Annotated in this window: 19 protein-coding genes and 1 pseudogene; 14 read left to right on the forward strand and 6 right to left on the reverse strand. The window is 70.4% G+C overall.

The annotated features are described in order from the left end of the window. Positions 1–117 precede the first annotated feature (117 nt). Positions 118–678, reverse strand: coding sequence for a response regulator (locus MLE43_RS07045; protein WP_243302828.1), 561 nt, complete (start codon positions 676–678; stop codon positions 118–120). A 179-nt stretch (positions 679–857) separates the two neighbouring features. On the opposite strand from MLE43_RS07045, the gene MLE43_RS07050 reads away from it, so the two are divergent. The 3 genes from MLE43_RS07050 (at position 858) to MLE43_RS07060 (ending at position 3,910) form a co-directional block, all read left to right on the forward strand. Then, a complete protein-coding gene (locus MLE43_RS07050; protein ID WP_243302829.1) occupies positions 858–1,304 on the forward strand; it encodes a hypothetical protein in 447 nt (148 codons plus the stop codon). 183 nt (positions 1,305–1,487) lie between these two features. Continuing rightward, a complete protein-coding gene (gene pheA / locus MLE43_RS07055) occupies positions 1,488–2,585 on the forward strand; it encodes a prephenate dehydratase (protein WP_243302833.1) in 1,098 nt (365 codons plus the stop codon). Beyond that, entirely contained in the window at positions 2,582–3,910 is a 1,329-nt protein-coding gene (locus MLE43_RS07060; protein ID WP_243302835.1) for a 3-deoxy-7-phosphoheptulonate synthase class II, read from the forward strand. The genes pheA and MLE43_RS07060 overlap by 4 nt, the downstream gene beginning before the upstream one ends. Positions 3,911–3,964: 54 nt before the next feature. Here the strand turns inward: MLE43_RS07060 and moaA are convergent, their stop codons facing one another. Continuing rightward, positions 3,965–4,969 (reverse strand): GTP 3',8-cyclase MoaA, encoded by a 1,005-nt coding sequence (moaA, locus tag MLE43_RS07065; RefSeq protein WP_243302836.1) that lies wholly within the window; start codon positions 4,967–4,969, stop codon positions 3,965–3,967. Positions 4,970–5,028: 59 nt separating this feature from the next. Between moaA and MLE43_RS07070 the strand changes: the two genes are divergently transcribed. Beyond that, complete coding sequence (locus tag MLE43_RS07070) at positions 5,029–6,258, forward strand: DUF1444 domain-containing protein (protein WP_243302838.1); 1,230 nt, start codon at positions 5,029–5,031, stop codon at positions 6,256–6,258. Between the two features lie 104 nt (positions 6,259–6,362). Here MLE43_RS07070 and recA read toward each other — a convergent pair whose 3' ends face one another. Both recA and MLE43_RS07080 read right to left on the reverse strand, forming a co-directional pair. Next, positions 6,363–7,421 (reverse strand): recombinase RecA, encoded by a 1,059-nt coding sequence (gene recA, locus MLE43_RS07075; RefSeq protein WP_243302841.1) that lies wholly within the window; start codon positions 7,419–7,421, stop codon positions 6,363–6,365. 96 nt (positions 7,422–7,517) lie between these two features. Further along, the gene (locus MLE43_RS07080) at positions 7,518–8,645 is read right to left on the reverse strand and encodes a glycosyltransferase family 2 protein (RefSeq protein ID WP_243302843.1); all 1,128 of its coding nucleotides are present in this window, start codon (positions 8,643–8,645) and stop codon (positions 7,518–7,520) included. 69 nt (positions 8,646–8,714) lie between these two features. Between MLE43_RS07080 and MLE43_RS07085 the strand changes: the two genes are divergently transcribed. Next, positions 8,715–9,347 carry a GNAT family N-acetyltransferase gene (locus MLE43_RS07085; RefSeq protein ID WP_243302844.1) on the forward strand — a complete coding sequence of 211 codons (633 nt, stop codon included), beginning with the start codon at positions 8,715–8,717 and terminating at the stop codon, positions 9,345–9,347. Positions 9,348–9,359: 12 nt separating this feature from the next. After that, complete coding sequence (locus MLE43_RS07090; RefSeq protein ID WP_243302845.1) at positions 9,360–10,325, forward strand: carbon-nitrogen hydrolase family protein; 966 nt, start codon at positions 9,360–9,362, stop codon at positions 10,323–10,325. A gap of 3 nt (positions 10,326–10,328) precedes the next feature. On the opposite strand, the gene MLE43_RS07095 is transcribed toward MLE43_RS07090, so the two are convergent. After that, the gene (locus MLE43_RS07095) at positions 10,329–11,714 is read right to left on the reverse strand and encodes a chloride channel protein (RefSeq protein WP_243302846.1); all 1,386 of its coding nucleotides are present in this window, start codon (positions 11,712–11,714) and stop codon (positions 10,329–10,331) included. 21 nt (positions 11,715–11,735) lie between these two features. Between MLE43_RS07095 and MLE43_RS07100 the strand changes: the two genes are divergently transcribed. The 8 genes and pseudogenes from MLE43_RS07100 (at position 11,736) to MLE43_RS07130 (ending at position 20,984) form a co-directional block, all read left to right on the forward strand. Then, entirely contained in the window at positions 11,736–12,965 is a 1,230-nt protein-coding gene (locus MLE43_RS07100) for a cation:proton antiporter (protein WP_243302847.1), read from the forward strand. Positions 12,966–13,101: 136 nt separating this feature from the next. Beyond that, a complete protein-coding gene (locus tag MLE43_RS07105; protein ID WP_243302848.1) occupies positions 13,102–13,749 on the forward strand; it encodes a hypothetical protein in 648 nt (215 codons plus the stop codon). 214 nt (positions 13,750–13,963) lie between these two features. Further along, complete coding sequence (locus MLE43_RS07110) at positions 13,964–14,602, forward strand: response regulator transcription factor (protein ID WP_243302850.1); 639 nt, start codon at positions 13,964–13,966, stop codon at positions 14,600–14,602. A gap of 196 nt (positions 14,603–14,798) precedes the next feature. Further along, on the forward strand, positions 14,799–15,629 hold the full coding sequence (locus MLE43_RS07115; RefSeq protein WP_420843177.1) for a phosphate/phosphite/phosphonate ABC transporter substrate-binding protein: 831 nt from the start codon (positions 14,799–14,801) through the stop codon (positions 15,627–15,629). Next, positions 15,626–18,646 (forward strand): PAS domain S-box protein, encoded by a 3,021-nt coding sequence (locus tag MLE43_RS07120; protein ID WP_243302854.1) that lies wholly within the window; start codon positions 15,626–15,628, stop codon positions 18,644–18,646. Before MLE43_RS07115 ends, MLE43_RS07120 begins: the two co-directional genes overlap by 4 nt. Positions 18,647–18,649: 3 nt before the next feature. After that, positions 18,650–19,966: an HDOD domain-containing protein gene (locus MLE43_RS07125; protein WP_243302855.1), complete on the forward strand. Its 1,317-nt coding sequence runs from the start codon at positions 18,650–18,652 to the stop codon at positions 19,964–19,966. Positions 19,967–19,983: 17 nt separating this feature from the next. Then, positions 19,984–20,286, forward strand: a pseudogene (locus MLE43_RS15085) (response regulator); the annotation flags it as partial. 14 nt (positions 20,287–20,300) lie between these two features. Continuing rightward, on the forward strand, positions 20,301–20,984 hold the full coding sequence (locus tag MLE43_RS07130) for an HD-GYP domain-containing protein (protein ID WP_243302856.1): 684 nt from the start codon (positions 20,301–20,303) through the stop codon (positions 20,982–20,984). Here the strand turns inward: MLE43_RS07130 and MLE43_RS07135 are convergent. Further along, positions 20,914–21,639: an ABC transporter ATP-binding protein gene (locus MLE43_RS07135; RefSeq protein ID WP_243302857.1), complete on the reverse strand. Its 726-nt coding sequence runs from the start codon at positions 21,637–21,639 to the stop codon at positions 20,914–20,916. The two genes, MLE43_RS07130 and MLE43_RS07135, sit on opposite strands and share 71 nt — an antisense overlap.

The raw sequence follows: 21,639 nt of genomic DNA on the forward strand, positions 1-21,639 counted from the left end.
TTTCTGTGTCTAAAAACCTAATCGGGGACAGTTGTGACTCATGCCACAGGAGGCTTGAATCACAAGGACTTAGCTGGGGTATTGAACATTCTGCGTGGATTATTTGGTTGTAAAATATCAGCCCTCGGCCGCGAGGATCCCCTGGGCCCGGTCCAATAGCTGCTGCACCCGGAAGGGTTTCTGGAGGAAACCGTCCGGGGGCAGGTCCGCCAGCAGGTCGAGGGACTCCGCCTGGGTGTATCCGCTGGTGACCAGCACCCGGACCTCCGGGGCGAGGCTGCGGATCTGCCGGAAGGCCTCGGCGCCGTCCATGCGGGGCATGGTCAGGTCCAGCAGGATCAGGTCCACGGTTTCCTGCCCGGCCTGGAACAGCTCCACGGCCTCCTGGCCATCCCGGGCCTCGAGGACGCGGAAGCCGCCCCGTTCGAGGGCGATGCGGGCCAGGTCCCGGAGGATGGGCTCGTCATCCACCACCAGGACGGTCCTCGGCGCGACGGACCGGGAGGCCGGGGCGGGACTGAGGCCCGCGTTCCGACCACCCGCCCGCGGCCAGAGCAGGATGGCCAGGGGAAAGCCGAGCGCCGCGCCGCCCAGCGGCGGGAACCCGGGCCGAGGCTGTCCGGGCGCCCCCGGGTGGGTCAGCCCCCAGGCCAGGAACAGCAACCCGAGCGATGCCATCAGGAGCGCGGCCAGCCGCCGGACCCGCCATCGCAGGGGCCGTTCCGGGGCAGTCAGAGACGGGGCGGGGAGCATCGGAGTCAGGGGTGGGGGGCCCCTCATGGTAGCGGTGTTCATGCCGGAAGGGCGGCCCGGGCCTTCCCGGCCTGCGGTAGGGTGGAGGCCCCGGAGGCTTCCCTGTGGACCTGCTCGACGAATTCCTGCCCTATGCCCAGAGCTGCCTGAAGCACGCGTCCGAACGGGCCCGCCTGGCGGCCCTGCTGACCCTGTGGGTGGCCAAGTGGAACGGGAAGCACCGGGTCCTGGACTATGCCCGCAGCCACCACGGCGCCTTCCTCCACTTCAACCAGTTCATGGATGGCAAGTGGGTGCAGGCCTTCACCTTCGTGGCCACGCGCCGGGAGGGCGTCTGCCTGCGGGGGCCGGAGCCGGACCGCACCCGGAAGTCCCACAAGTTCCGCCACAACCCCCTGGACGCCGCGCCCCTGGATGCCCTCTTCGAGGCCTGGTCCCTCCACCCCGAGGCCCGGCCCGCCGGCCATGCCGTGGAGTTCTTCCTGGACGAGACCCCCGACGAGGTCTGGACCGCCTGCCTCGCCGAGGTGTTGGCGCACCTCGGAGCTTGAACCCCTTGCGGTTCCAGGCGCTTTCCGTCAAGGTGTCTAGACCGTGATGACCCTGTCCTGCTCCTTCTTCTTTAGCTTTCGCACCCCGGGTGCGAGGGTAGGCGGCGTCTAGAACCGGAACCGCTTCGAACCATCGCCCCCGAGACCGTCAGGCTCGGGGGTTTTCGCATTCCAGGAGTCCCCATGACCGAGCTCCCGTCCCTCCCCAGCCTGCGCCAGGCCATCGACGCCGTGGACGACCAGGTGCTGGCCCTGCTGAACCGCCGGGCGGCCCTGGCTTCCGAGGTGGGCCGCCTCAAGGCGGCCGCCGCGCCCGAGGCGCTCTTCCACGCTCCGGCCCGGGAGCGCGAGGTGCTCGCCCGCCTGGAGGCCGCCAGCGCCGGACCCTTCCCTGCGGCGGCCGTGCGCACGGTCTTCCAGGAGATCATGAGCGCCTGCCTCAGCCTGGAGAAGCCGCTGCGGGTGGCCTTCCTGGGGCCCGAAGGCACCTTCACCCACCTGGCGGCCCGGCACCAGTTCGGCGGCTCCGGCCAGGCCCTGCCCCAGGGCACCATCCAGGCCGTGTTCCAGGCCGTGGAGCGCCAGCGCGCCGACTACGGCGTGGTCCCCGTGGAGAACGCCACGGAGGGGGCCGTGGACTCCACGCTCGATGCCTTCCTGGACAGCCCCCTGGCCATCTGCGCCGAGATCCTGCTGCCCGTGGACCAGGCCCTGCTGCTGCGCCCCGGCCTGGCGCTGGGCGGCGTGCGGCGGGTCTACTCCCACCCCCAGGCCCTGGGCCAGTGCCGCCGCTGGCTGGAGGCGCACCTGCCCGGGGCGGACCGTATCGAGGCGCCTTCCACGTCAGAAGCCGCCCGCCTGGCCCGGGAGGACGCCGAGGGCGCCGCCGTGGCTTCGGAGTTGGCCGCGGACCTCTTCGGCCTGCAGGTGGCCGAGACCAAGATCCAGGACCTGGCCGCCAACGCCACGCGCTTCCTGGTGCTGGGGCCCAAGTCCGCCGAGCCCACGGGCCGCGACCGCACCACCCTGCTGGCCCTGGCCCAGGACGGCCCCGGCGCCCTGCTGCGCCTGCTGGAGCCGCTGGCCCGCCGCGGCCTGAACCTCAGCCGCATCCAGAGCCGGCCGACCCGACGCAAGCTCTGGGAGTACGCCTTCTTCCTGGATGTGGAGGGCCACGCCGCCGACGCCCCCATGGCCGAGGCCCTGGTGGAACTCCAGGCGGCCTGCGCCTCGCTCAAGGTGCTGGGCAGCTATCCGCGGGCGATGGAGGTGGCGCGATGACGGGGATGGCCTGGACACCCGATTCCTGGCGCGGCCTGCCCGCGGCCCAGCAGCCGCGCTACCGCGACGCCGCGGCCGTGGCGACCGTCCTGGCGGAGCTGCGGGAGCTGCCGCCCCTGGTGGTGGCCGAGGAGGTGGACCACCTGCGCAGCCTGGTGGCCGAGGCCGCCGCGGGCCGCCGCTTCCTCCTCCAGGGCGGCGACTGTGCCGAGGCCTTCGCGGATTGCCGCGGCCCGATCATCCAGGACAAGCTCCGGGTGCTGCTTCAGATGTCCGTGCTCATCACCCACGGGGGCCGCACGGGCGTCGTCCACCTGGGCCGCATCGCGGGTCAGTACGCCAAGCCCCGCAGCAGCGACACCGAGGTGGTGGACGGCCGCGAGGTGCCGGTCTACCGCGGCGACCTCATCAATGGCGTGGCCGTGGATCAGCGCGAGCCGGACCCCCAGCGCCTGCTGGGGGCCTACCACCGCGCCGCGGCCACCCTCAACCACCTGCGGGCCCTGGTGGATGGCGGCTTCGCGGACCTGCACAACCCCGAGCATTGGGACCTGCCCTGGAGCCGCGAGGACGCGGGCCACTACCTGGAGACGCTGGACCAGGTGCGGGCCTCCCTCGACTTCGTGAAGTGCCTGGGCGGCCTGCCCGAGCACCTCCGCACCGGCGAGCTGTTCACCAGCCACGAGGCCCTGCACCTGCCCTTCGAGACGGCCCTGACCCGCTGGGTGCCTGAGAAGGAGGCCCACTACAACCTGGGCGCCCACTTCCTCTGGATCGGCGAGCGCACCCGCCAGCTGGACGGCGCCCACCTGGAGTACATCCGCGGCCTGGCCAACCCCATCGGCCTGAAGGTGGGCGCTTCCATGACCCCGGAGCAGCTGCGGCAGGTCCTGTCCAAACTGGATCCCCAGCGCCAGCCGGGACGCCTCACCCTCATCACCCGCTTCGGTGCCGGCAAGGCCGGGCGGGTCCTCCCGGCGCTCATCGAAGCCGCCCGGGCCGAGGGCCATCCCGTGCTGTGGAGCTGCGACCCCATGCACGGCAACGGGCGCACGACCAAGGGCGGGCTCAAGACCCGGGCCTTCGGCGACATCCTGCAGGAGCTGCAGGAGGTGGCCGACCTCCACCGCGCCCACGGCTCGAGGTTGCGCGCCGTCCACTTCGAGCTCACCGGCGAGCCCGTCACCGAATGCACCGGTGGGGTCGAAGGCCTCATCGAGGCCGACCTGGAGCGCGCCTACCGCAGCGGCTGCGACCCCCGCCTCAACCGCAGCCAGAGCCTGGAGATGGCGTTCCTCATCGCCCAGATGATGCGGCGGGCCTGACGCGCCGGCAGGAACAGGCGGCGGCGGGGAGCCGCCGGGTGATCGTCTGGGGGCCTACCCCCCGATGCGCGACATCTCCACCCTGGGCAGGTTCGGGGTGGCGCCGTGCCGGATCTCGGAGTAGTGGTCCTCCCGGCGCTTCCAGTGGAAGGCGAGCAGGGAGGCGAGGTCGGCGTCGCTGTGGCCGCCCCGGAGGAAGTTCTTCAGGTCCAGGCTCTGGCCCGCGAAGAGGCAGGTGTAGAGGCGGCCTTCGGCGGACAGGCGGGCCCGGTCGCACCCCCGGCAGAAGGGGGCCGTGACGGAGGCGATGAGGCCGATCTCACCCTTGCCGTCCCGGTAGCGCCAGGTCCGGGCCACGGCGCCATCTCCGGACTCCAGGGGCTCGATGGGCCAGCGGGCATCGATCATCCGGCGCACCTGGGCCGCGGGGAGCACGGCCTCCATCTGCCAGCCATTGGTAGTGCCCACGTCCATGAACTCGATGAAGCGCAGGGTGTAGCCGCCCTCGCGGGCGAAGGCGGCGAGGTCCAAGATCTCGTCGTCGTTGAGGCCGCGCTTGAGGACACAGTTGAGCTTGATGGGGCCGAATCCGGCGGCGCGGGCGGCCTCCACCCCCGCGAGCACGCGGGCGAGGGGCAGGTCCGTGTCGCTGATGGCCCGAAAGCGCTCGGGGCGGAGGGTGTCGAGGCTCACGGTGAGCCGCCGCAGGCCGGCGGCCTTCAGCGCGGGCGCCAGGTCGGGCAGGAGGGCCCCGTTGGTGGTGAGGGCCAGGTCCTCCAGACCGGACACCCCGGCAAGCATCCGCACCAGGGTGGGCAGCTCGCGGCGCATGAGGGGTTCGCCGCCGGTGAGGCGGACCTTGGCCACCCCGAGGCCGGTGAAGATCCGCGTCAGCCGGGTGATCTCCTCGAAGCTGAGCAGGGCCTCCCGGGGGAGGAAGGTGTAGTCCGGTCCGAAGACTTCCTTGGGCATGCAGTAGGTGCAGCGGAAGTTGCAGCGGTCGGTGACCGAAATGCGCAGCGCCTTGAGGGGGCGGCCCAGGGTGTCGAGAGGCTCCATTCCTCAAGCATAATTTCATTTAATGCGTCAGAATGGATTGTTTGATTGGACTTCAGAACATGGGCTTTTTCGATCGTTTCCGTTCCCGTGCCGATGAGGCGCCCCTGCCTGGGCTGGAAGCCCTGCTCGAGGCCCGGGGCGTGCCGTCGATGCCGGGGCTGGAGGCCCTGCGGCCCGCCTTCGAGGCCCACCGCAAGGCCGAGGAGCGCGAGGCCTGGGCGGACGCCGTGGCCGAAGTCCACCGCCTGGGCCTGCCCCTGCCGGAACCCTGGATCGACGCCCAGGATCACCTGCTGCCCGAGCTGGTGCCGGCCTGGCAGGCCGAGCGCGAGGGCCGCTGGAGCCGAGGCTTCATCGACGGCCTGAGCCAGCGCATCCGAGTGGGCGCCGTGGTGATGCCCGCCGCCTGGCTGCGGCTCTGGGACCAGCCAGCCGACGATGTGCTGGACCTGGCCCTGGACCACCTGCGCCAGCGGAGCGAGGGCGCCTTCCTGCGGCTGCCCTCGGGCATCTACCGCGGTCCCTGGCGCGATGGGGCCGACGCGGCCCGGTTGCTGCTGCCGGAGGTCTGGCACGGCCTCTTCAAGGACCAGCACCCCTTCATCGCCATTCCGTCGGCCGACACCCTGCTGGCGGCGCCCCAGATCCTCCTGCCCAAGCTCATGGAGGAGGTGGGCCGCGTCATCCAGGCGGGCGCCCCGGCCCTTCAGCTGGCCGTGCTGGAGCGCATCGGCGACAAGCTCGTGACCGCCCGCCTCCAGGAGCCGCACCCCATGTCGGCGCCCCAGCGGGAGCTGAAGAACATGGACTTCCTGGAGGCCCTCCGGAACCAGGAGAAGGACCTGGATCCCGGCCTGGGGCGTCCGGCTCCGGTTCTCCTGCTGAAGACCGGCCAGGGCAAGCCGCTCACCATGGCCAGCTGGACCGACGGGGCCCCGACCCTGCTCCCGGAGGCCGACCTCATCGGCTTCGCCCGTCCGGATGGCGAGCCCCTGGGGATCTACTGGCGCCAGTCCCTGCCCCGCATGCACGAGGTTCGCGGGACTGCCGTGGACATCTGGGGGCCCAGGCGCGTCCGCTATGAGGGCTTCCCCACGGCCGAGCAGATCTCCCGCCTGGAGCCCTTCGCCACGGCGGAGCAGATGAAGGCCCTCCAGGCCCAGCCGGGCACCCGGCCCGCGGCCCCGAAGCCCGCCGCTCCGGCCGGCGCGCCCTTCAGCGCCCAGGGCGCCACGCCCCTGCCGCGGCACCTGCAGGGGGCCGGGTTGGGTGTGCAGGACCAGGACTAGCTTCCCGGTTTCGCTGGGTAGGTCCGGACCCAAAAAACGGCGGTGGCCTTTGGGGACCACCGCCGTCTGCCGACCCCTTCCAAGGGCGCGCAGCTGGATGTCGACTAGACCTCGGCGGCCACCTTCATGCCGAGGCGCTCGCGGATGAGGCCTTCCACCTCGTCCGCCAGTTCCGGGTTGTCGGTGAAGAGCTTCTTCACGTTCTCGGCGCCCTGGCCCAGGCGGCTGTCCTTGTAGCTGTACCAGGAGCCGCTCTTCTGGATGATCTCCAGCTGGGTGCCCAGCTCCACCAGCTCGCTGGTGCGGCTGATGCCCTCGCCGTACATGATGTCGAAGGTGGCGACCTTGAGGGGCGGGGCGACCTTGTTCTTGACGACCTTCACCTTGGTCTTCTTGCCGACCACGGAGGAGTCCTCGTCCTTGGCGGCCACCAGGGGGTCGCCGGTGTTGCCCTTGATGCTCTGGATGCTGCGGACGTCGAGGCGGACCGAGGCGTAGAACTTGAGCGCGTTGCCGCCCGTGGTGGTCTCGGGGTTGCCGAACATCACGCCGATCTTCATGCGGATCTGGTTGATGAAGACGACGCAGGTGTGGGTCTTGCTGATGGTGCCGGTCATCTTGCGGAGGGCCTGGCTCATGAGGCGGGCCTGGAGGCCCACGTGGCTGTCACCCATCTCGCCGTCGATCTCGGCCTTGGGCACCAGGGCGGCTACGGAGTCCACCACGATGATGTCCAGGGCGCCGCTGCGCACCAGCTGGTCACAGATCTCCAGGGCCTGCTCGCCGCTGTCGGGCTGGCTGATGAAGAGGTTGGCCACGTCCACGCCCAGCTTCTGGGCATATTCGGGGTCGAGGGCGTGCTCGGCGTCGATGTAGGCGGCCAGGCCGCCCTTCTTCTGGGCCTGGGCCACCATGTGCAGGGCCAGGGTGGTCTTGCCGCTGGCTTCCGGCCCGTAGACCTCCACGACGCGGCCCTTGGGCACGCCGCCCACGCCCAGGGCGGCATCCAGGGCGATGGAGCCGGTGCTGATGACCTCGATGCCCTCCGAGGGGCTCATGCGGTCGCCCAGCTTCATGATCGAGCCCTTGCCGAAGGCCCGCTCGATGTCGGCCACGGTGCGGGACAGGGCTTTCAGGCGGTCATCTTGCTCGGCTGCGGCCATGGGGTCCTCCGGAAGGGGTGCTTTCCAGAATGGATTCAAAAAGCGAAAAAAACAAGAAAATCTTTTCAGCCGCCGGCGAGGGCCGGGTCCACCAGCCTAGCGCAGCTTGACGTCCCGTCCGCGCCAGTGGTTCACCCCCCGGAGCCGGTCGGCGAAGGCCCAGGCGGTGCCCGCAGCGAAGACCAGGGCATTCAGGGGCCAGAGGGCCCAGAGCAGGTCCATGGGTCGGCCGGTCATGCGCTGCTGCACGTCCCCCGCCAGGGCGGGCACCAGCAGCCAGAGGATCAGCGCCAGTCCCGGGTGGCCCGCGAAGGGCAGCCAGAGGGGGGCCAGCGCGGCCAGGGCCACCGGTGGGAGCAGCAGGGGCAGGAGGCCCCAGGCGGGCATGGCGGCGGCGTTCTTCCGCATGGCCCGCACCAGCTCGCCCAGGCCGTGGTACATCCGCAGGTGCAGGTCCGGTCCGCCCCGGGCCACCCGGTTCACGAAGCCGGCCCGCTTCATGCGCCAGGCCAGCAGCATGTCATCGATGGCCTCCAGGGGCGCCGCCGCGTGGCCGCCGGTGGCCGCGTAGGCCGAGCGCCGGACCAAGGTGAACGCGCCCACACCGCAGAAGGCCGGGTGGCGGGGATTGGGCACCTGGTGGGGCGGCACCAGCACCTGGAAGGCCGAGGCCGCCAGGGGCAGCACCACCCGCTCCGCCGGGCCCACGGCATCCACGCCGGGGATCAGCGCCAGGATGTCCGTGGGCCGGGCCAGGGCGAAGGCCACGGCGCGCCGCAGTAGGCTCGGCGAGGCCTGCACATCGCCATCGGCGAAGAGCAGCCATTCGGCCGCCTGCGCTTCGGGCTGGCGGGAGGCCAGGTCCAGGGCGTGGTTCTTTCCCAGCCAGCCGGGCGGCAGGGCGTCGTTGCGGAGCACGCGGAGGCGGCCGGGCCAGGCGGCCTCCCGGGCCCGCAGGATCTCCGTACTGCCGTCCGTGGAGCCGTCATCCACCACGACGACGCGCAGAGCGGGATAGTCCTGGGCCAGCCAGGAATCGATGGCCGCGGGCAGCTCGAGGGCCTCGTCCCGGACGGGGATGCAGAGGCATACGGAAGGCGGATCGGCGGGCAGCGGGGGATCCGATTCCAGCGAGGGCAGGCGCGCCCAGTGGCGGCGCAGGAGGACCAGGCCCGCCAGGAGCAGGGAGGTGGCGGTCCAGGCGGCGAGGTCGGTCCAAAGCATGCCCCAGGCTAGCCCGAACGGACAGGCTGGCGGCGTGGGTTAACCTGGGATGGCTCTCCCGGGAGCGCCATGGACGACCTCGGCCCATCCACCCCCGTGCTGCGCCGCCTCCGGCGTCCGGAAGACGTGCCCGGGATCCGGAACCTGATGGTCCGGGTCTACCCGCCTCCCCACGGCCCGGAGGCAGTGTGGTCCGCCGAGAACCTCCTGAAGCACCTGGAGCGGTTCCCCGAGGGCCAGATGGTGGTCGAGGTGGGCGACCGCCTCATCGGAACCTCCACGGCCCAGCGGGTGCCCCTGGCCGCGGCCCTGGCCCCCCACACCTGGTCCGTGATCACGGGGCGCGGCAGCCTGTCCACCCACGACCCCGAGGGGGACACCCTCTACGGGGTGAACATCGCCGTGGATCCCGCCTGGCAGGACCGGGGCATCGGGCGGCTCCTCTACCAGGGGCGCATCGACCTGGCCCGGCGCCTGGGCTGCCGCGCCTTCGTGGCCGGGGCGCGGATCCCGGGCTACCACCTCGTGGCCCACGAGATGAGTCCCGAGGCCTACCTGGAGGCCGTGGTGGCCGGTCGGATCTTTGATCCCACCCTTTCCAAGCAGATCCGCGTAGGCTTCCAGGTCCGGGGGGTGCTCCGGGACTATGCTCCGGATCCGGAGACCCTGGGGCACGCGGCCCTCATCGTCATGGAGTTCTGAGGAGAAGACGGCATGCGCTTCAAGGCTCCCACCCCGTTCCTGTCCCGCCCGGTGCGCGTCTGCGGCATCCAGTACGCCCTGCGCCCTGTGGCGGACTTCGCCGCCTTCGCCGCCCAGGTGGAGAACTACGTGGACGTCGGCGATGACTACGACGCCGATGTCATCGTGTTCCCCGAGCTGCTGGCGGTCCAGCTGCTCAGCTGCCTACGGCCCGGCTTCCCGCCGCCGGAAGCGATGCGGGAACTGGCGGAGCGATTCACGGTCGACTACGAGGGCCTGTTCCTCCACCTGTCCCGGAAGTACGACCGCATCATCGTGGCGGGCACCCATCCGCGCTTCGTGGACGGGAAGCTGCAGAACGTGGCCTCCATCTTCGTGCCGGGCCACGGGCCCGTGCACCAGCCCAAGCTCCACCTCACCCCCACGGAGCGGAGCGTCTGGCACTTCGAGCCGGGCCAGGAGATCCACATCATCGACACGGATTTCGGCCGGATGGGTGTGTCGATCTGCTACGACGTGCAGTTCCCGGAAGTGGCCCGGGTGCAGGCCGAGCAGGGCGTCCAGCTCCTGGTGGTCCCCTACCTGACGGACGATCGGCGCGGCTACAGCCGCGTCACCACCTGCGCCCGGGCCCGGGCCGTGGAGAACCAGATCTACGTGGTCACCGCGGGCATGGTGGGCAGCCTGCCCCTGATCACGGACCTGACCGCCCAGTACGCCCAGAGCGGCGTCTACACGCCCTCGGATTTCCCCTTCCCCATGGACGGCATCGCCACCGAGGCGGCCGCGAACTCCGAGATGGTGCTGGTGGGCGATATCGACCTGGCCATCCTGGACCAGACCCGGGCCCGGGGCTCGGTGCTCAACCACCAGGATGCAGCCCAGGACGGCCTGCACGTGAGCTTCGACGGACGGATCCAGGTCCACCACCTGCCCTGGCTGAAGCAGACGGACGAGACCGGGACGGCGGAGGCCTGATCCCTATTCGGAGCCGGTGGCCTGGTAGGCGGCCACGGTGGCCACCAGGGCCGGCACCACCAGCGCCGCCTGGCCGGTGGTCTCCGCCAGGAAGACCACCGGCGTGAGGAGGCTGCGGTGGACCGCCCCCGTGAAGGCGCTGGTGCCCACGAGGACGAAGAGGCCCGGCTGGCCCAGGCCCGCCCAGGCTTCAAAGGCCGCGCCCAGGGCCGCCCCCATGGTGACGGACGGCAGCCAGGTGCCGCCCACGCCGCCCCCGGCGAAGGTGAGGGAGGTGGCCGCGAGCTTCAGGGCGAGGAAGGCCAGGGCCTGGGAGGACGGCGTACCGCCGCGCAGCAGGTGCTCCACCAGCTCGATGCCGCCGCCCTGGGTGACGGGCAGGCCCGGCCAGAGCCAGGCGCCGGGCAGGGCCAGCAGCAGCAGGCCCAGGCCCGCCAGGCCGCCGCGGACCGGTAGGGGCAGCCGCCCGAGGTGGTGGCGCCCGAACCGGAGCAGGCGCCGGTAGAAGGAGGCGGCCACTGCGCAGCCCAGGCCCAGGGGCAGGGCCCAGAAGATCTCCCGGGCCATCAGGTGGTACGAGTGCTGGGCGCCCAGGAGGGGCGTCGTGCCGCGGAGGGCGATGAAGGCCAGGAAGCCGGAGGCCGAGGCCGCCAGCGAGGGCGCCAGGCGGTCAGCGCTGAGGTCGCCCTCGTATTCCGTCGCCAGCAGGGCACCGGAGATCGGCGCGCGGAACACGGCGGCCAGGGCCGCCGCGGAGCCGGCCATCACGATGACGCCGGGCTGGGCTAGCAGGCGCCGGGCCCAGGGGAAGCGTCGGGCCAGCCGGCGGAAGAGCTGGTGGAACTGCGCGCCCACGGCGGCGCCGAGCCAGCGGGCGGGACCTTCCACCCCGGCGCTGCCGCCGAGGCCGATGGTGAGGGTGCAAGCCACGGCCTTCCCCAGGCTGGGGAGGAGCCGGAAGGTGGCCAGGGGATGGTGTCGGGCCTGGGCCAGATCCTTCGTCAGCGAGACCTCGCCCAAGCCGGAGAACCGGAGCCAGAGGCCCGTGAGCAGCAGCGCGAGCAGCGGCGTGGCCACCATGGCCCAGGTCCGGACGCCCTGACCCTGGAGCAGCGCCTCGAATCTTTCGATGCCCGTCAGCGCCAGGGCCGCCACGAGGCCGATGCTCGCGCCCAGGGGGAGCACCGCCAGGGCGAGCCGGCGCGTCTCCGCCAGGACCCGGAGGCTGCGCATCCGTGAGGGCAGGGTCAGGGGAGAAGGCGTAGAAGGGGGAGCGGGATCGCCGCCAGATTCCGTCTCGATCTCGATGGCCATGGGGCAGTGTGCGCCTCGCGCCTCCGCGTTGTCCAGGACGCCGCCGGGCCGGGGATGCTTGAATGAAGGTCGCACCCGCGGCGTCCCGAGGCTTCCATGCACCTGGCCTTCCTGGTCCACGACCCCCTGGCTGGCACCTTGATGCTGCTGGCCCTGCTGTGGCTCTCGGCCAAGGTCGGCGGTGAGCTGGCGGTGCGCCTGAAGCTGCCCGCCGTCACCGGGGAACTGGCCGTGGGCCTGGCGCTGACGGCCCTCCACCGGGCCTGGCCCCTGCTGCCGGATGTGGCGGCTTCCCCCGCGGCGGAGCTGCTCGGCGGCCTGGGTGTGGTGGTGCTCATGTTCGCCGTGGGCCTGGAATCCACGGTGCCGCAGATGCTGAAGGTGGGGGCGGCCTCGCTGCGCGTGGCCCTCGTCGGTGTGGCCGTGCCCATGGCGGCGGGCCTTGCGGGGGCCTGGCTCCTGCTGCCCGGGAGAACGCCCTTCGTGCTGGATCTCTTCATCGGCGCCTGCCTCTGCGCCACCAGCATCGGCATCTCCGCCCAGGTGCTGCGGGAGAAGGGAGCCGCGGATTCCATGGAGGGCCGCATCATCGTGGGCGCGGCCGTGGTGGATGACGTGCTGGGCCTGCTGGTGCTGGTCGCCGTCTCGGGCCTGGTGGGTGCGGCGCAGGGTGGGTCCCTGGGGCCCGAGCTGGCGCGGACCCTCCTCCTGGCCCTGGGTTTCCTTGCGGCGGCGCTGACCCTGGGCCGTCTTGCCACCCCGCGCCTCTTCCGGCTCGCCAGCCGCTTCCGGGGCGAGCAGGTGCTGCTCCCGCTGGGCCTCGGCTTCGCCTTTTTGCTGGCCTGGCTGGGCAGCCTCGCGGGGCTGGCCTCCATCGTCGGCGCCTATGCGGCCGGCCTCATCCTCGAACCCGCCCACATCGAGGATCTCGAACGCCGTGAGCGGCACACGCTGGAGGAGCTGGTGCACCCCCTGGTGACGGTGCTGTCGCCGCTGTTCTTCGTGCTCATGGGCGCGAAGGTGGATCCGACCGCCCTCTTCCAGCCCGCCACGCTGGGCTTCGCCGCCCTGCTGGCCGCGCTGGGCGTGGCCGGCAAGTTCGTGGCGGGCTATGCCGGAGGCCGGGGCACCCGTGCTGCCGTGGTGGGCTGGGGCATGGTGCCCCGGGGCGAGGTGGGCCTCATCTTCGTCGCCGCGGGCGCCCAGCTCCAGCTGAACGGCGTGCCCCTGCTGGCTCCCGATGTCCAGGCCGGCATCATCGGCGCCCTCCTGCTCACCACCGTGGCCGGGCCCGTGGGATTGGGGTGGGTGCTGCGCAAGCGGTAGCTCTGTCCACCTGCGGGCGCGGGTACGTGATCGAGCGTATGGAGACGGTGGGGTCGGGTCACCTAGCCTGGACAGGCGGGACGTCCGCCCCTGTGGGTGGGCCGGTGGCGAAGCATTTGTGCGGGAGGCGCCCAGCATGGTCGATACAAGGCATCTGGCCATACTGGAATTCCGTGGAGACGGGCGGCTGCTGGGCTTCAACCAGGAGGCCGCCCATTTGACCGGTCACGCCTTCGAAGGGGTGGCCGATCTGCGGGCGTGGTGTCGCCTCATGTTCGGTGGATTCGCGAATGAAGGGGCGATCGAAGGCGTGTTCGAACGGAGTCTCCGGGAAGGGGAGCGCGGATCCTGGCCGGGCGAGTTCTTCATGCCCTTCCGGACTGTGGAGGAGGACACCCGCATCGGCTGTTTCACCATCGTGCCGGTGGGGGACCCGCAGAGCCCTCCGGCCCGGTTCCTGATCGGCTTCTATGTTCCCTCGATGGATCCGGAGGTGCAGGCCGATCCCGAGGGGCCGGATCTGATCACCTACGCGCTGGCGCGGATCGAAGCGGCCAGCCGGGAGCTCCTCTCCATGCTGGAAGAGGAGCAGGAGCACCTCATGTCCTCGGCGCTCCGGATCGAGGATGACCCGGGGGCCAAGCCCTGGGCCTGGGATGAGCTGTTCCGGGGGGCCTTCCAGCGCGTCCAGATCTGGAACCTGGTGGGCCTGATCAGGAATTCGACGGCGGTGATGCAGTGGGCCCTGGATTCCAGCGCCGTCCGGGGGCGGCCTCCGGCCTGAAGCCGCCCCCGTCAGGTCCACGGGCTTGGTCCGGGATCGGGCCCTCAGCGCCTTGGTCCGCGATCTCACCGGCGCCTGGCGCTTTTCGCCGAAATCAACCGTCGCATGTGGATATAGTCGACCGAAAGAAGGAGCCACTCCGTTGTTTCACGAGGATCCCCCACCTCCCACCGGAGGACGCCAGGATGCCCCGGACTCCACGTGGATCCTCTTGGTGGACGACGACCTGCTCCTGCTGAAGAGCGTCCGGCGGGTCTTCTCCCAGCACCACCAGGTCCGCACCGCCTCCTCGGGACGGGAGGCCCTGGCGATCCTGGCAGGTCTCCCTCCGCCCGCCGTGGCGATGGTGGACTACCAGATGCCCGGCATGAGCGGGATCGAGCTCCTGAAGAAGCTCCGCGAGGCCTCTCCGGATACGGTCCGGATCATGCTGACGGGCCAGGCGGACCTCCCCACCGCGATCCAGGCCGTCAACCAGGGGCAGGTCTTCCGGTTCCTGACGAAGCCGGTGAATGTCCTCACGCTCCAGGAGGTGATCGTGGAGTCCCTGCGGACCTACGGTCAGCGGCTGGAGGAGAATCGCCTGATGGCCGAGGCAGTGGCCCGGCGGCAAGCCGAGGCCCCCGTGCCCGAGGCCGCTGCCCTGATGCAGTTGCTCGAAGCCAGGCTCACGCCCCGGGAGCAGGAGGTCCTCGGCCTCATCGGGCGGGGAAACTCCTCGAAGGAGATCGGACTCCGGCTGGGGATCAGCCATCGCACCGTGGATGTGCATCGGAGCCACATCCTCGAGAAGCTGGGGCTGCACAATTCCACCTCCCTGGTGCGGGTCGCCCTGAAAGCCGGCCTGATCTGAGGGGCTGAGGGGGGAGTGCGCCCGGCAGGTCATGCGCTCTAAGCAATTGTGCGTAGGGTTGTTCCCATCTGTGGCCGGGGCCCTCGCCCGTCGATACGGAGAGGGCCCCCTCTTCCGGGGGCGAATGGTGTGGGGCCCGATCTCCCGGGAACCCATGTCCCGCCGCAAGGTGCGCCAGCGAGGGTTGCCTGTGACCATGCCAGCTCGATTCCTGTTCCGGATGTGGGTCGCCCTCGGGCTGTCCCTGCTGGCCGTCGGCGCCCGGGCGCAGGAGGCGCCCTTCAAGGTGGGCGTGGCCCCGCACACGAGCGCCAGGGGCATCCTGGAACTGTACAGCCCCCTCAGGGTCCATCTGGAAAAGGCCCTGGGCCGTCCCGTGGAGATCCTGACGGCGCCCGATTTCACGGAGTTCGCCCGGCGGGCCGTGGCCCAGGAGTACGATCTCGCCATCACCACCGGCCACCAGGCCCGCCTGCTCGAGGTGGATGCCCGGTACGGCCCGCTCCTCACCTACAAGGCGAGCTTCAAGTCCCTGGTCATCGTGGCGGCCAACGGGAGGATCCGCCGGCCGCAGGATCTCAAGGGCACCACGGTGATCGGCCTGAGCGGGTCTTCCCTGGTCACGCTCTGGGGCCAGCACTGGCTCCGGCGCATGGGCCTCGGCGAGGTGCCGGTCCGGTACGTGAGCGCCGCCGACAGCGTGGCCCAGCTGCTCCTCCGGGGCGAAGGGAGTGCCGGGTTCGTGTCGCTTCCGAACTTCCAGCACCTGGATCCCGAGGTGCAGGCGGGATTGCGCATCCTGGTCGAAAGCGCGCCCCTCGCGGGGCGGGTGTATGTCCTGAACCATCGGAACCAGGCGGAGCGGGCCCGGATCGAGGGGGCGCTGTGGGCCTTCGCCGGCACCGCCGAGGGACGGGCCTATTTCGAAAAGAACAAGCTAGGGGGATACCGCCAGCTCCGCCGCGGGGAGCTGCGGGCGATGGATCCCTACGCGGAAGAGGTCCGCCAGAACCTGAGATCCAGATGAGGCTTCGCTTCCCGGTCCGTTCGATCCGTGGGCGCATGCTCCTGGCCGCGATCCTGGTCGAGGCGACCATGCTCACGCTCCTGGTGACCAACAGCCTCCGGCTGCTGCTCGGGCAGATGACGGAACAGGCCAGTCAGCACGCCGCCCAGCTGACGCCGGTCCTCAATGCGGCGCTGATCGCGCCCCTGGCGCAACGGGATTCGGCGACCGTCAAGGCCATCCTCGATGAATGCGCGGCCACCCAGGGCATCGCCTACCTGGCCGTGACGGACGGGACGGGCCGGCTGGTGGCCGTGAGCGGATGGGACCGCTCCAATCCCCTGCCACTTCCGGACCAGCGGTTCCACCTCTTCGAGGCTGACGGAACCCCCCAGTACAACGTGGCCTCCCCGGTGGCCGTGGCGGGGCAGAACCTGGGCACCGTGCATTTCGGGCTGGACCTCTCCCAGATCGTGGCGGCCCAGAAGAAGCTGCTGGCCCAGGGGACCCTGATCGCCATCGGCGAGCTGCTGCTGACGGCGGGGCTGCTCGCCCTGGTGGGGTTCTGGCTGACCCGCCACCTGACGGCCCTGACCCGCGCCAGCGAGGAGGTCGCCGGGGGCAACCTGGCCCCCCCGCAGGTCTGGGAAGGCGGGGACGATGTCGGGCGGCTGGGAGTGGCCTTCAATGCCATGTCCCGGGCCATCCGCGATCGCATCCACGAATTGACCGAGGCCCGGGACATGCAGGTCACGCTGGCCCGGGATATCGCCGAGGCCCATGCCCAGCTCGACGAGATCACCCACACGATGGGTGATGGCCTCTATGTCATCGATACCCAGGGGCGGATCACCTTCATGAACCCGAGGATGGAGGACATCCTGGGCTGGAGCCAGGAAGAGCTTCTGGGCCGGAGCGCCCATGACCTCTTCCACCAGCATCAGGGGCGGGGGGGGCCGGCCCTGGAGGGCTGTGAAACCTACCGGGTGCTGCAGAGCGGGCAGCCCTACCGCTCCACGGGGGAGTCCTACTGGCGGAAAGACGGGGAGGTCCTGCGGGTCTCCCTGGCCGTCACGCCGATCCTCCGGAAGGAGGGGATCGTCGGCGCGGTGATCTCGTTCCAGGATGTGACGGAGATCCACCGCAGCGCCCAGGCCCTGAGGACGAGCGAGGAGCGCCTGGCCTTCGCCATCGAGGGCAGCGGGGACGGCCTGTGGGACTGGGACATCCCCTCCGGGACCGTCTTCTTCTCCAGGCGCTGGAAGGAGATGCTCGGCTACCTCCCCCACGAGATCGGGTCGGACCTTTCGGAGTGGGACTCGCGGTTGCACCCCGATGATCGGGAGCGCGTCTCCCGCGAACTTCGTGAGCACCTGGATGGAGCCGCCCCCCAGTACCTGAGCGAGCACCGGGTGCGCCGGAAGGACGGTAGCTACAGCTGGATCCTCGACCGCGGCTGTGTGGTGGAGCGGGATTCCGAAGGGCGGGCGGTCCGGATGATCGGGACCCACTCGGACATCACCCTGCGGAAGGGCATGGAACGGTCCCTGGAGCAGAAGGACCGCATCCTCGAGGTCGTCAGCCGGTCGGTGGTCGGCCTGCTGGATTCGGAATGGTGGGAAGACGGGATTCCCGCCTTCCTCGCTGCGCTCGGGAATGCCTCGGCGGCCGACCGCGTCTACATCTTCAGGAAGCAGGCCGAGCCTCGCGAGAGTGGCGAGGTGCTGATGGACCAGGTGTTCGAGTGGTGCGCCGAAGGCATCCCCCCTCAGATCGACGCTCCGGAGCTCCAGGGCTTTCCGATGCGGGGCCGCGGGTACGGGCGGTGGCTGGACGACCTCCAGGCCCATCGGATGATCAGCGGCCGGGTGGCGGACCTCCCGCCAGGGGAGCGCCCCCTGCTGGAGGCCCAGGGGATCCAGTCCATCCTGGTGATGCCGATCCATGTCCGGGGCGAGTGGTGGGGCCTGATCGGTTTCGATGCGTGCGGCGGGAGACGGGGCTGGCCCCTCTCGGAGCAGGAGGTCCTGCGCCTGGCCGGCCGGGCGCTCGGAGCCAAGATCGAGCGGGCCGAGATCATGGTGGAGCTTGAGCGCAGGGTGGCCGAGCGCACCCGGGAACTGGACCAGAAGAACCTGGACCTGATCGCGGAGATGGATACCCGGCAGGACATCGAGGCTTCGAACCGGGCCGTCATGATCGAGCTGGAACAGTCCCGGAAGATGGAATCCATCGGCCGCCTGGCCGCCGGCATCGCGCACGAGATCAACACGCCGACCCAGTTCCTGGGAAACAACCTGGGCTTCCTCAAGAGTGCCTATCAGCGGATCGAACGGCTGCTGGATGCCTACGAGGCCGCCCAGGGGGGGCTGCCCCCCCGCGAGGCAGAGGCGCTGGCCGCGATCGCCCAGGAAGTGAAGCTGCCGTATCTCAAGGCCGAGATGCCTCAAGCCATCGACGAATCCCTGGAGGGGATCGAGCGGGTCACGAAGATCGTGCGGGCGATGAAGGAGTTCTCCCATCCCGGGGGCCGGGAGAAGGCCTCCCTGGACGTGAACCAGTGCCTGACCACGACCTCGACCGTGGCCCGCAACGAATGGAAATACGTGGCCGAGTTGAGGCTGGACCTGGATCCGACGATCCCGATGATCCAGGGCCTCTCCGCCGAACTCAACCAGGCCTTCCTCAACCTCATCGTGAACGCCGCGGATGCCATCGGCGAGCGACCCCGCGACGCCCACCCCAAGGGGCTGATCACCGTGTCGACCCGGAGCCTCGCGGGGGCCGTCGAAATCCGCGTGGAGGACAACGGGGTGGGCATGGATGACGACACCCGCAAGAAGATCTTCGAACCCTTCTTCACGACCAAGAAGATCGGCAAAGGCTCCGGCCAGGGCCTGACGGTCTGCTATCAGGTCATCGTCAATCGGCATGGGGGGACGATCCACTGCCTGTCTCAGCCCGGAACCGGCACCAGCTTCATCATCCGGCTCCCCATCGACGTGCCCCGGCACCTCCTGGCCGGGACGGGAGGGTAGGTCGTGCGCGTCCTCGTCGTCGACGACGATCCCCTGGTCTTGAAGGCCCTCGACCGGACCTTCCGCATGCGGCTGTCCGGGTGGGAGACCGTCCTGGCGGATTCCGGCGAGCGGGCCGTGGGCCTGCTGGAGCAGGCCCCCTTCGACCTCGTGCTGACCGACATGCAGATGCCGGGCCTGGATGGATCGATGGTCCTGAGGAGGGCCATGGACCTGCAGCCCGATGCCGTCCGGGTCGTCCTGTCCGGGCACGCTCCGCTGCGCCGGATCATGGAAGCGGAGGGCCATTACCACCGCTTCCTCACCAAGCCCATCGACCCGGAGGAGCTGATGGCCATCCTCGAGGCGTTCTGCCTGGATGGCTCCAAGGCCGGGACGATCAGGGCCCGCTCCTTCGTGACGGGACTGGAGCGGATCCCCAGCCTCCCCCGGCACCTCGATCGGCTGAGGGTCCTGCTGGACCAGCCGAAGCCGAACCTCGCCGAGGTGGTCGCGGAGATCGCGCAGGACATCGGGATGGCCTCCCGGGTCCTGAAGCTGGTCAATTCGGCCTTCCTCTCCTTCGGCCGGTCGATCACCGACCTGAACCAGGCCGCTGAGTACCTCGGGATGGACACCATCCAGGAGCTGTTGGCCCACCAGCACGCGCTTTCCTCCTTCGAGGACGTAACGCCCGAAGGGCTGGATCTGACGGCGCTGTGGACCCATTCCCGTCACGCCGGGCTGGTGGCGCGGGGCCTCGTCCTCCGCGCGACGGGCGACCGGGCCGCCGCGGCGGAGGCCTATTCCGTCGGGTTGCTCCACGATGTGGGGATGGTGGTGCTGGCGACCACACCGTCCTCCGGGTACCGGTCGATCCTGGAACGGCAGCTCATCGAGGGCGGGGAGATCACGGCCCTCGAACGGGCGAAGCTCGGAACGGATCATGTGCAGGTGGGTTCGGAGCTGGTATCGCTCTGGGGCCTGCCCGCATCCTTCAGCACGGTCATCCGGGAGCACCACGGGAGCCATCTGCGGGATTTCTCCTCGCTCAAGTCCCTGGCGCTGCAGCTGGCCCATTCCAACCTGGGCAGGGCCCAGGCGCCAGGCCGGCTATCCGAAGGCTCCTTCATCGAGAGCCCCGGCGTCCCCCAAGCTGGCTCGGTCGAGGAACTCTGGGACCTCCTGCTTCCGGCCTGGGAGTCCTGCCGCAGGAAGGCGAGGGCCCAGATCCCCCTGGCCTGTGGTGCCCTCCCCACGGGCCAGGATCAGGTGGATCGTGGCGGGCGGTTCGAGCCGCCGGCACCCGGGGAGCGTCCGTTCAAGAGGAGACGACTTTGACCCCGCGCATTCTCTTCGTGGATGACGATCCTCTGATCCTGCGCGGGATCCGCCGGGCGCTGGGCGACGATTTCGGGATCGTCACCGCCGAGGACGCCGAGGCAGGGCTCGCGGCCCTGGGCACGGCCCCGGCGTTCTCCGTGGTCGTGGCGGACCTGCAGATGCCGGGGATGGACGGCATCCATTTCCTCGAGCAGTGCGCCTCGCTGGCGCCCGATGCGACGCGGGTGATGCTCACCGGCAATGCCGATCTGGATGCGGCCGTGGATGCGGTGAACTGGGGGCATGTGTTCCGGTTCATCCGGAAGCCGATCCATGGAGACGATCTCCGCAGGTGCTCCTGGACGCCGTGGCCCGGCATGAACTCGTCCTGGAGGAACGGGCCCTCCTCGAGCAGGCGCTCACCGGGAGCACGCAGATCCTGGTCGAGCTCCTGTCCCGCCTCGACCCCCGGGCCTTCGGACGGGCGGAGGAGATCCGGCGGCTGGCCCTGGCCATTGCCCGACAGCTGGGCCTCGGAGCGGCCTGGGACATCGAGCTGTCGACGCTGCTGGGCCCCATCGGGCGGTTGGCCATCCCCGCGGAGGTGCAGGCCAAGATCGACCGGGGCCAGGGTCTGGATGAGCGGGACCGCGAACTGACCCTGCGCGCACCGGAGGCCTGTGCGCGGCTCATCAGCCGGATCCCACGGCTGGATCAGGTCGTGGACATCATCCGGTACAGCGCGAAGAACTACGACGGCTCCGGGTACCCCGACGATCTCCGGGCCGGCAAGGCCCTGCCCGTGGGATCCCGCATCCTCAAGGTGGCCCAGGACTTCGTGGACCATCTCAACATCCGGGACTCGAGCCCCCTGGCCTACAACGAAATCAGGTCCAAGGGCGCGCTCAATTACGATCCGGAGGTGGTCGCGGCCCTCGGCGAAGTGCTCGGCGCCGAGGCGGAACTCAGGCCCCAGGCAGCTCCGGCACGAGGCTTTCCACGAAGGTGGCCTCCACCCGGAAAACCTCGCGGATGAGGTCGGCGGTGAGGACGCCGTGGGGCGGACCATCGCCCACCAGGCGGCCGCGATCCAGCACCAGCACGCGGTCGAACCGGTAGGCGGCCCGCAGGTCGTGGAGGCTCACCACCACGGTGCCGCCGCCGTCCGCCAGGCGCCGGGCCAGCCGCATCACCTCAAGCGCATGCCGCACGTCGAGTTGGGCCACAGGCTCATCCCAGAGCTGGATGGGGGCCTGAGTGGCCAGGGCGCGGGCGAGGGCCACGCGGTGGCGCTCGCCGCCGGAAAGCCGGGTGACCGGGCGGTCGGCCAGGAAGCCCAGATCGACCTCCGCCAGGGCCTCGGCCACGCCGGAGGGATCGTCGCCCCAGGCGTAGCGGCCCTGGGCCACCACCTCGCGGACGGGGAAGGCGAACTCGAAGTGGGCCTCCTGGCCGACCCAGGCCAGGCGTCGGCCCCGCTCCGCGGCGGCAATGTGCGACAAGGGTTGTCCATTCCATTGGATGGTCCCGTGGGCCGGCAGCAGCCCCGCCAGCGCCTGGATCAGCGTGGATTTGCCCGCCCCGTTCGGCCCGACCATGGCCACCAGTTCGCCAGGGCCGAGGTCCAGCGTCACCGCCTCCAGCCGGCCCGGCACGGAGAGGTTGGAGGCATGGAGGGCGGGCGTGCTCAT

Origin of the sequence: Geothrix oryzisoli (genome assembly GCF_022808865.1) — a bacterium.
Lineage (GTDB): Bacteria > Acidobacteriota > Holophagae > Holophagales > Holophagaceae > Geothrix > Geothrix oryzisoli.

What these genes read in the sequence shown, in the direction of transcription:
- MLE43_RS07045 (WP_243302828.1), bottom strand. Translation starts at nt 678, where the DNA reads ATGGCATCGCTCGGGTTGCTGTTCCTGGCCTGGGGGCTGACCCACCCG.
- pheA (WP_243302833.1), top strand. Translation starts at nt 1,488, where the DNA reads ATGACCGAGCTCCCGTCCCTCCCCAGCCTGCGCCAGGCCATCGACGCC.
- MLE43_RS07060 (WP_243302835.1), top strand. Translation starts at nt 2,582, where the DNA reads ATGACGGGGATGGCCTGGACACCCGATTCCTGGCGCGGCCTGCCCGCG.
- moaA (WP_243302836.1), bottom strand. Translation starts at nt 4,969, where the DNA reads ATGGAGCCTCTCGACACCCTGGGCCGCCCCCTCAAGGCGCTGCGCATT.
- MLE43_RS07070 (WP_243302838.1), top strand. Translation starts at nt 5,029, where the DNA reads ATGGGCTTTTTCGATCGTTTCCGTTCCCGTGCCGATGAGGCGCCCCTG.
- recA (WP_243302841.1), bottom strand. Translation starts at nt 7,421, where the DNA reads ATGGCCGCAGCCGAGCAAGATGACCGCCTGAAAGCCCTGTCCCGCACC.
- MLE43_RS07080 (WP_243302843.1), bottom strand. Translation starts at nt 8,645, where the DNA reads ATGCTTTGGACCGACCTCGCCGCCTGGACCGCCACCTCCCTGCTCCTG.
- MLE43_RS07085 (WP_243302844.1), top strand. Translation starts at nt 8,715, where the DNA reads ATGGACGACCTCGGCCCATCCACCCCCGTGCTGCGCCGCCTCCGGCGT.
- MLE43_RS07090 (WP_243302845.1), top strand. Translation starts at nt 9,360, where the DNA reads ATGCGCTTCAAGGCTCCCACCCCGTTCCTGTCCCGCCCGGTGCGCGTC.
- MLE43_RS07100 (WP_243302847.1), top strand. Translation starts at nt 11,736, where the DNA reads ATGCACCTGGCCTTCCTGGTCCACGACCCCCTGGCTGGCACCTTGATG.
- MLE43_RS07105 (WP_243302848.1), top strand. Translation starts at nt 13,102, where the DNA reads ATGGTCGATACAAGGCATCTGGCCATACTGGAATTCCGTGGAGACGGG.
- MLE43_RS07115 (WP_420843177.1), top strand. Translation starts at nt 14,799, where the DNA reads ATGCCAGCTCGATTCCTGTTCCGGATGTGGGTCGCCCTCGGGCTGTCC.
- MLE43_RS07120 (WP_243302854.1), top strand. Translation starts at nt 15,626, where the DNA reads ATGAGGCTTCGCTTCCCGGTCCGTTCGATCCGTGGGCGCATGCTCCTG.
- MLE43_RS07135 (WP_243302857.1), bottom strand. Translation starts at nt 21,639, where the DNA reads ATGAGCACGCCCGCCCTCCATGCCTCCAACCTCTCCGTGCCGGGCCGG.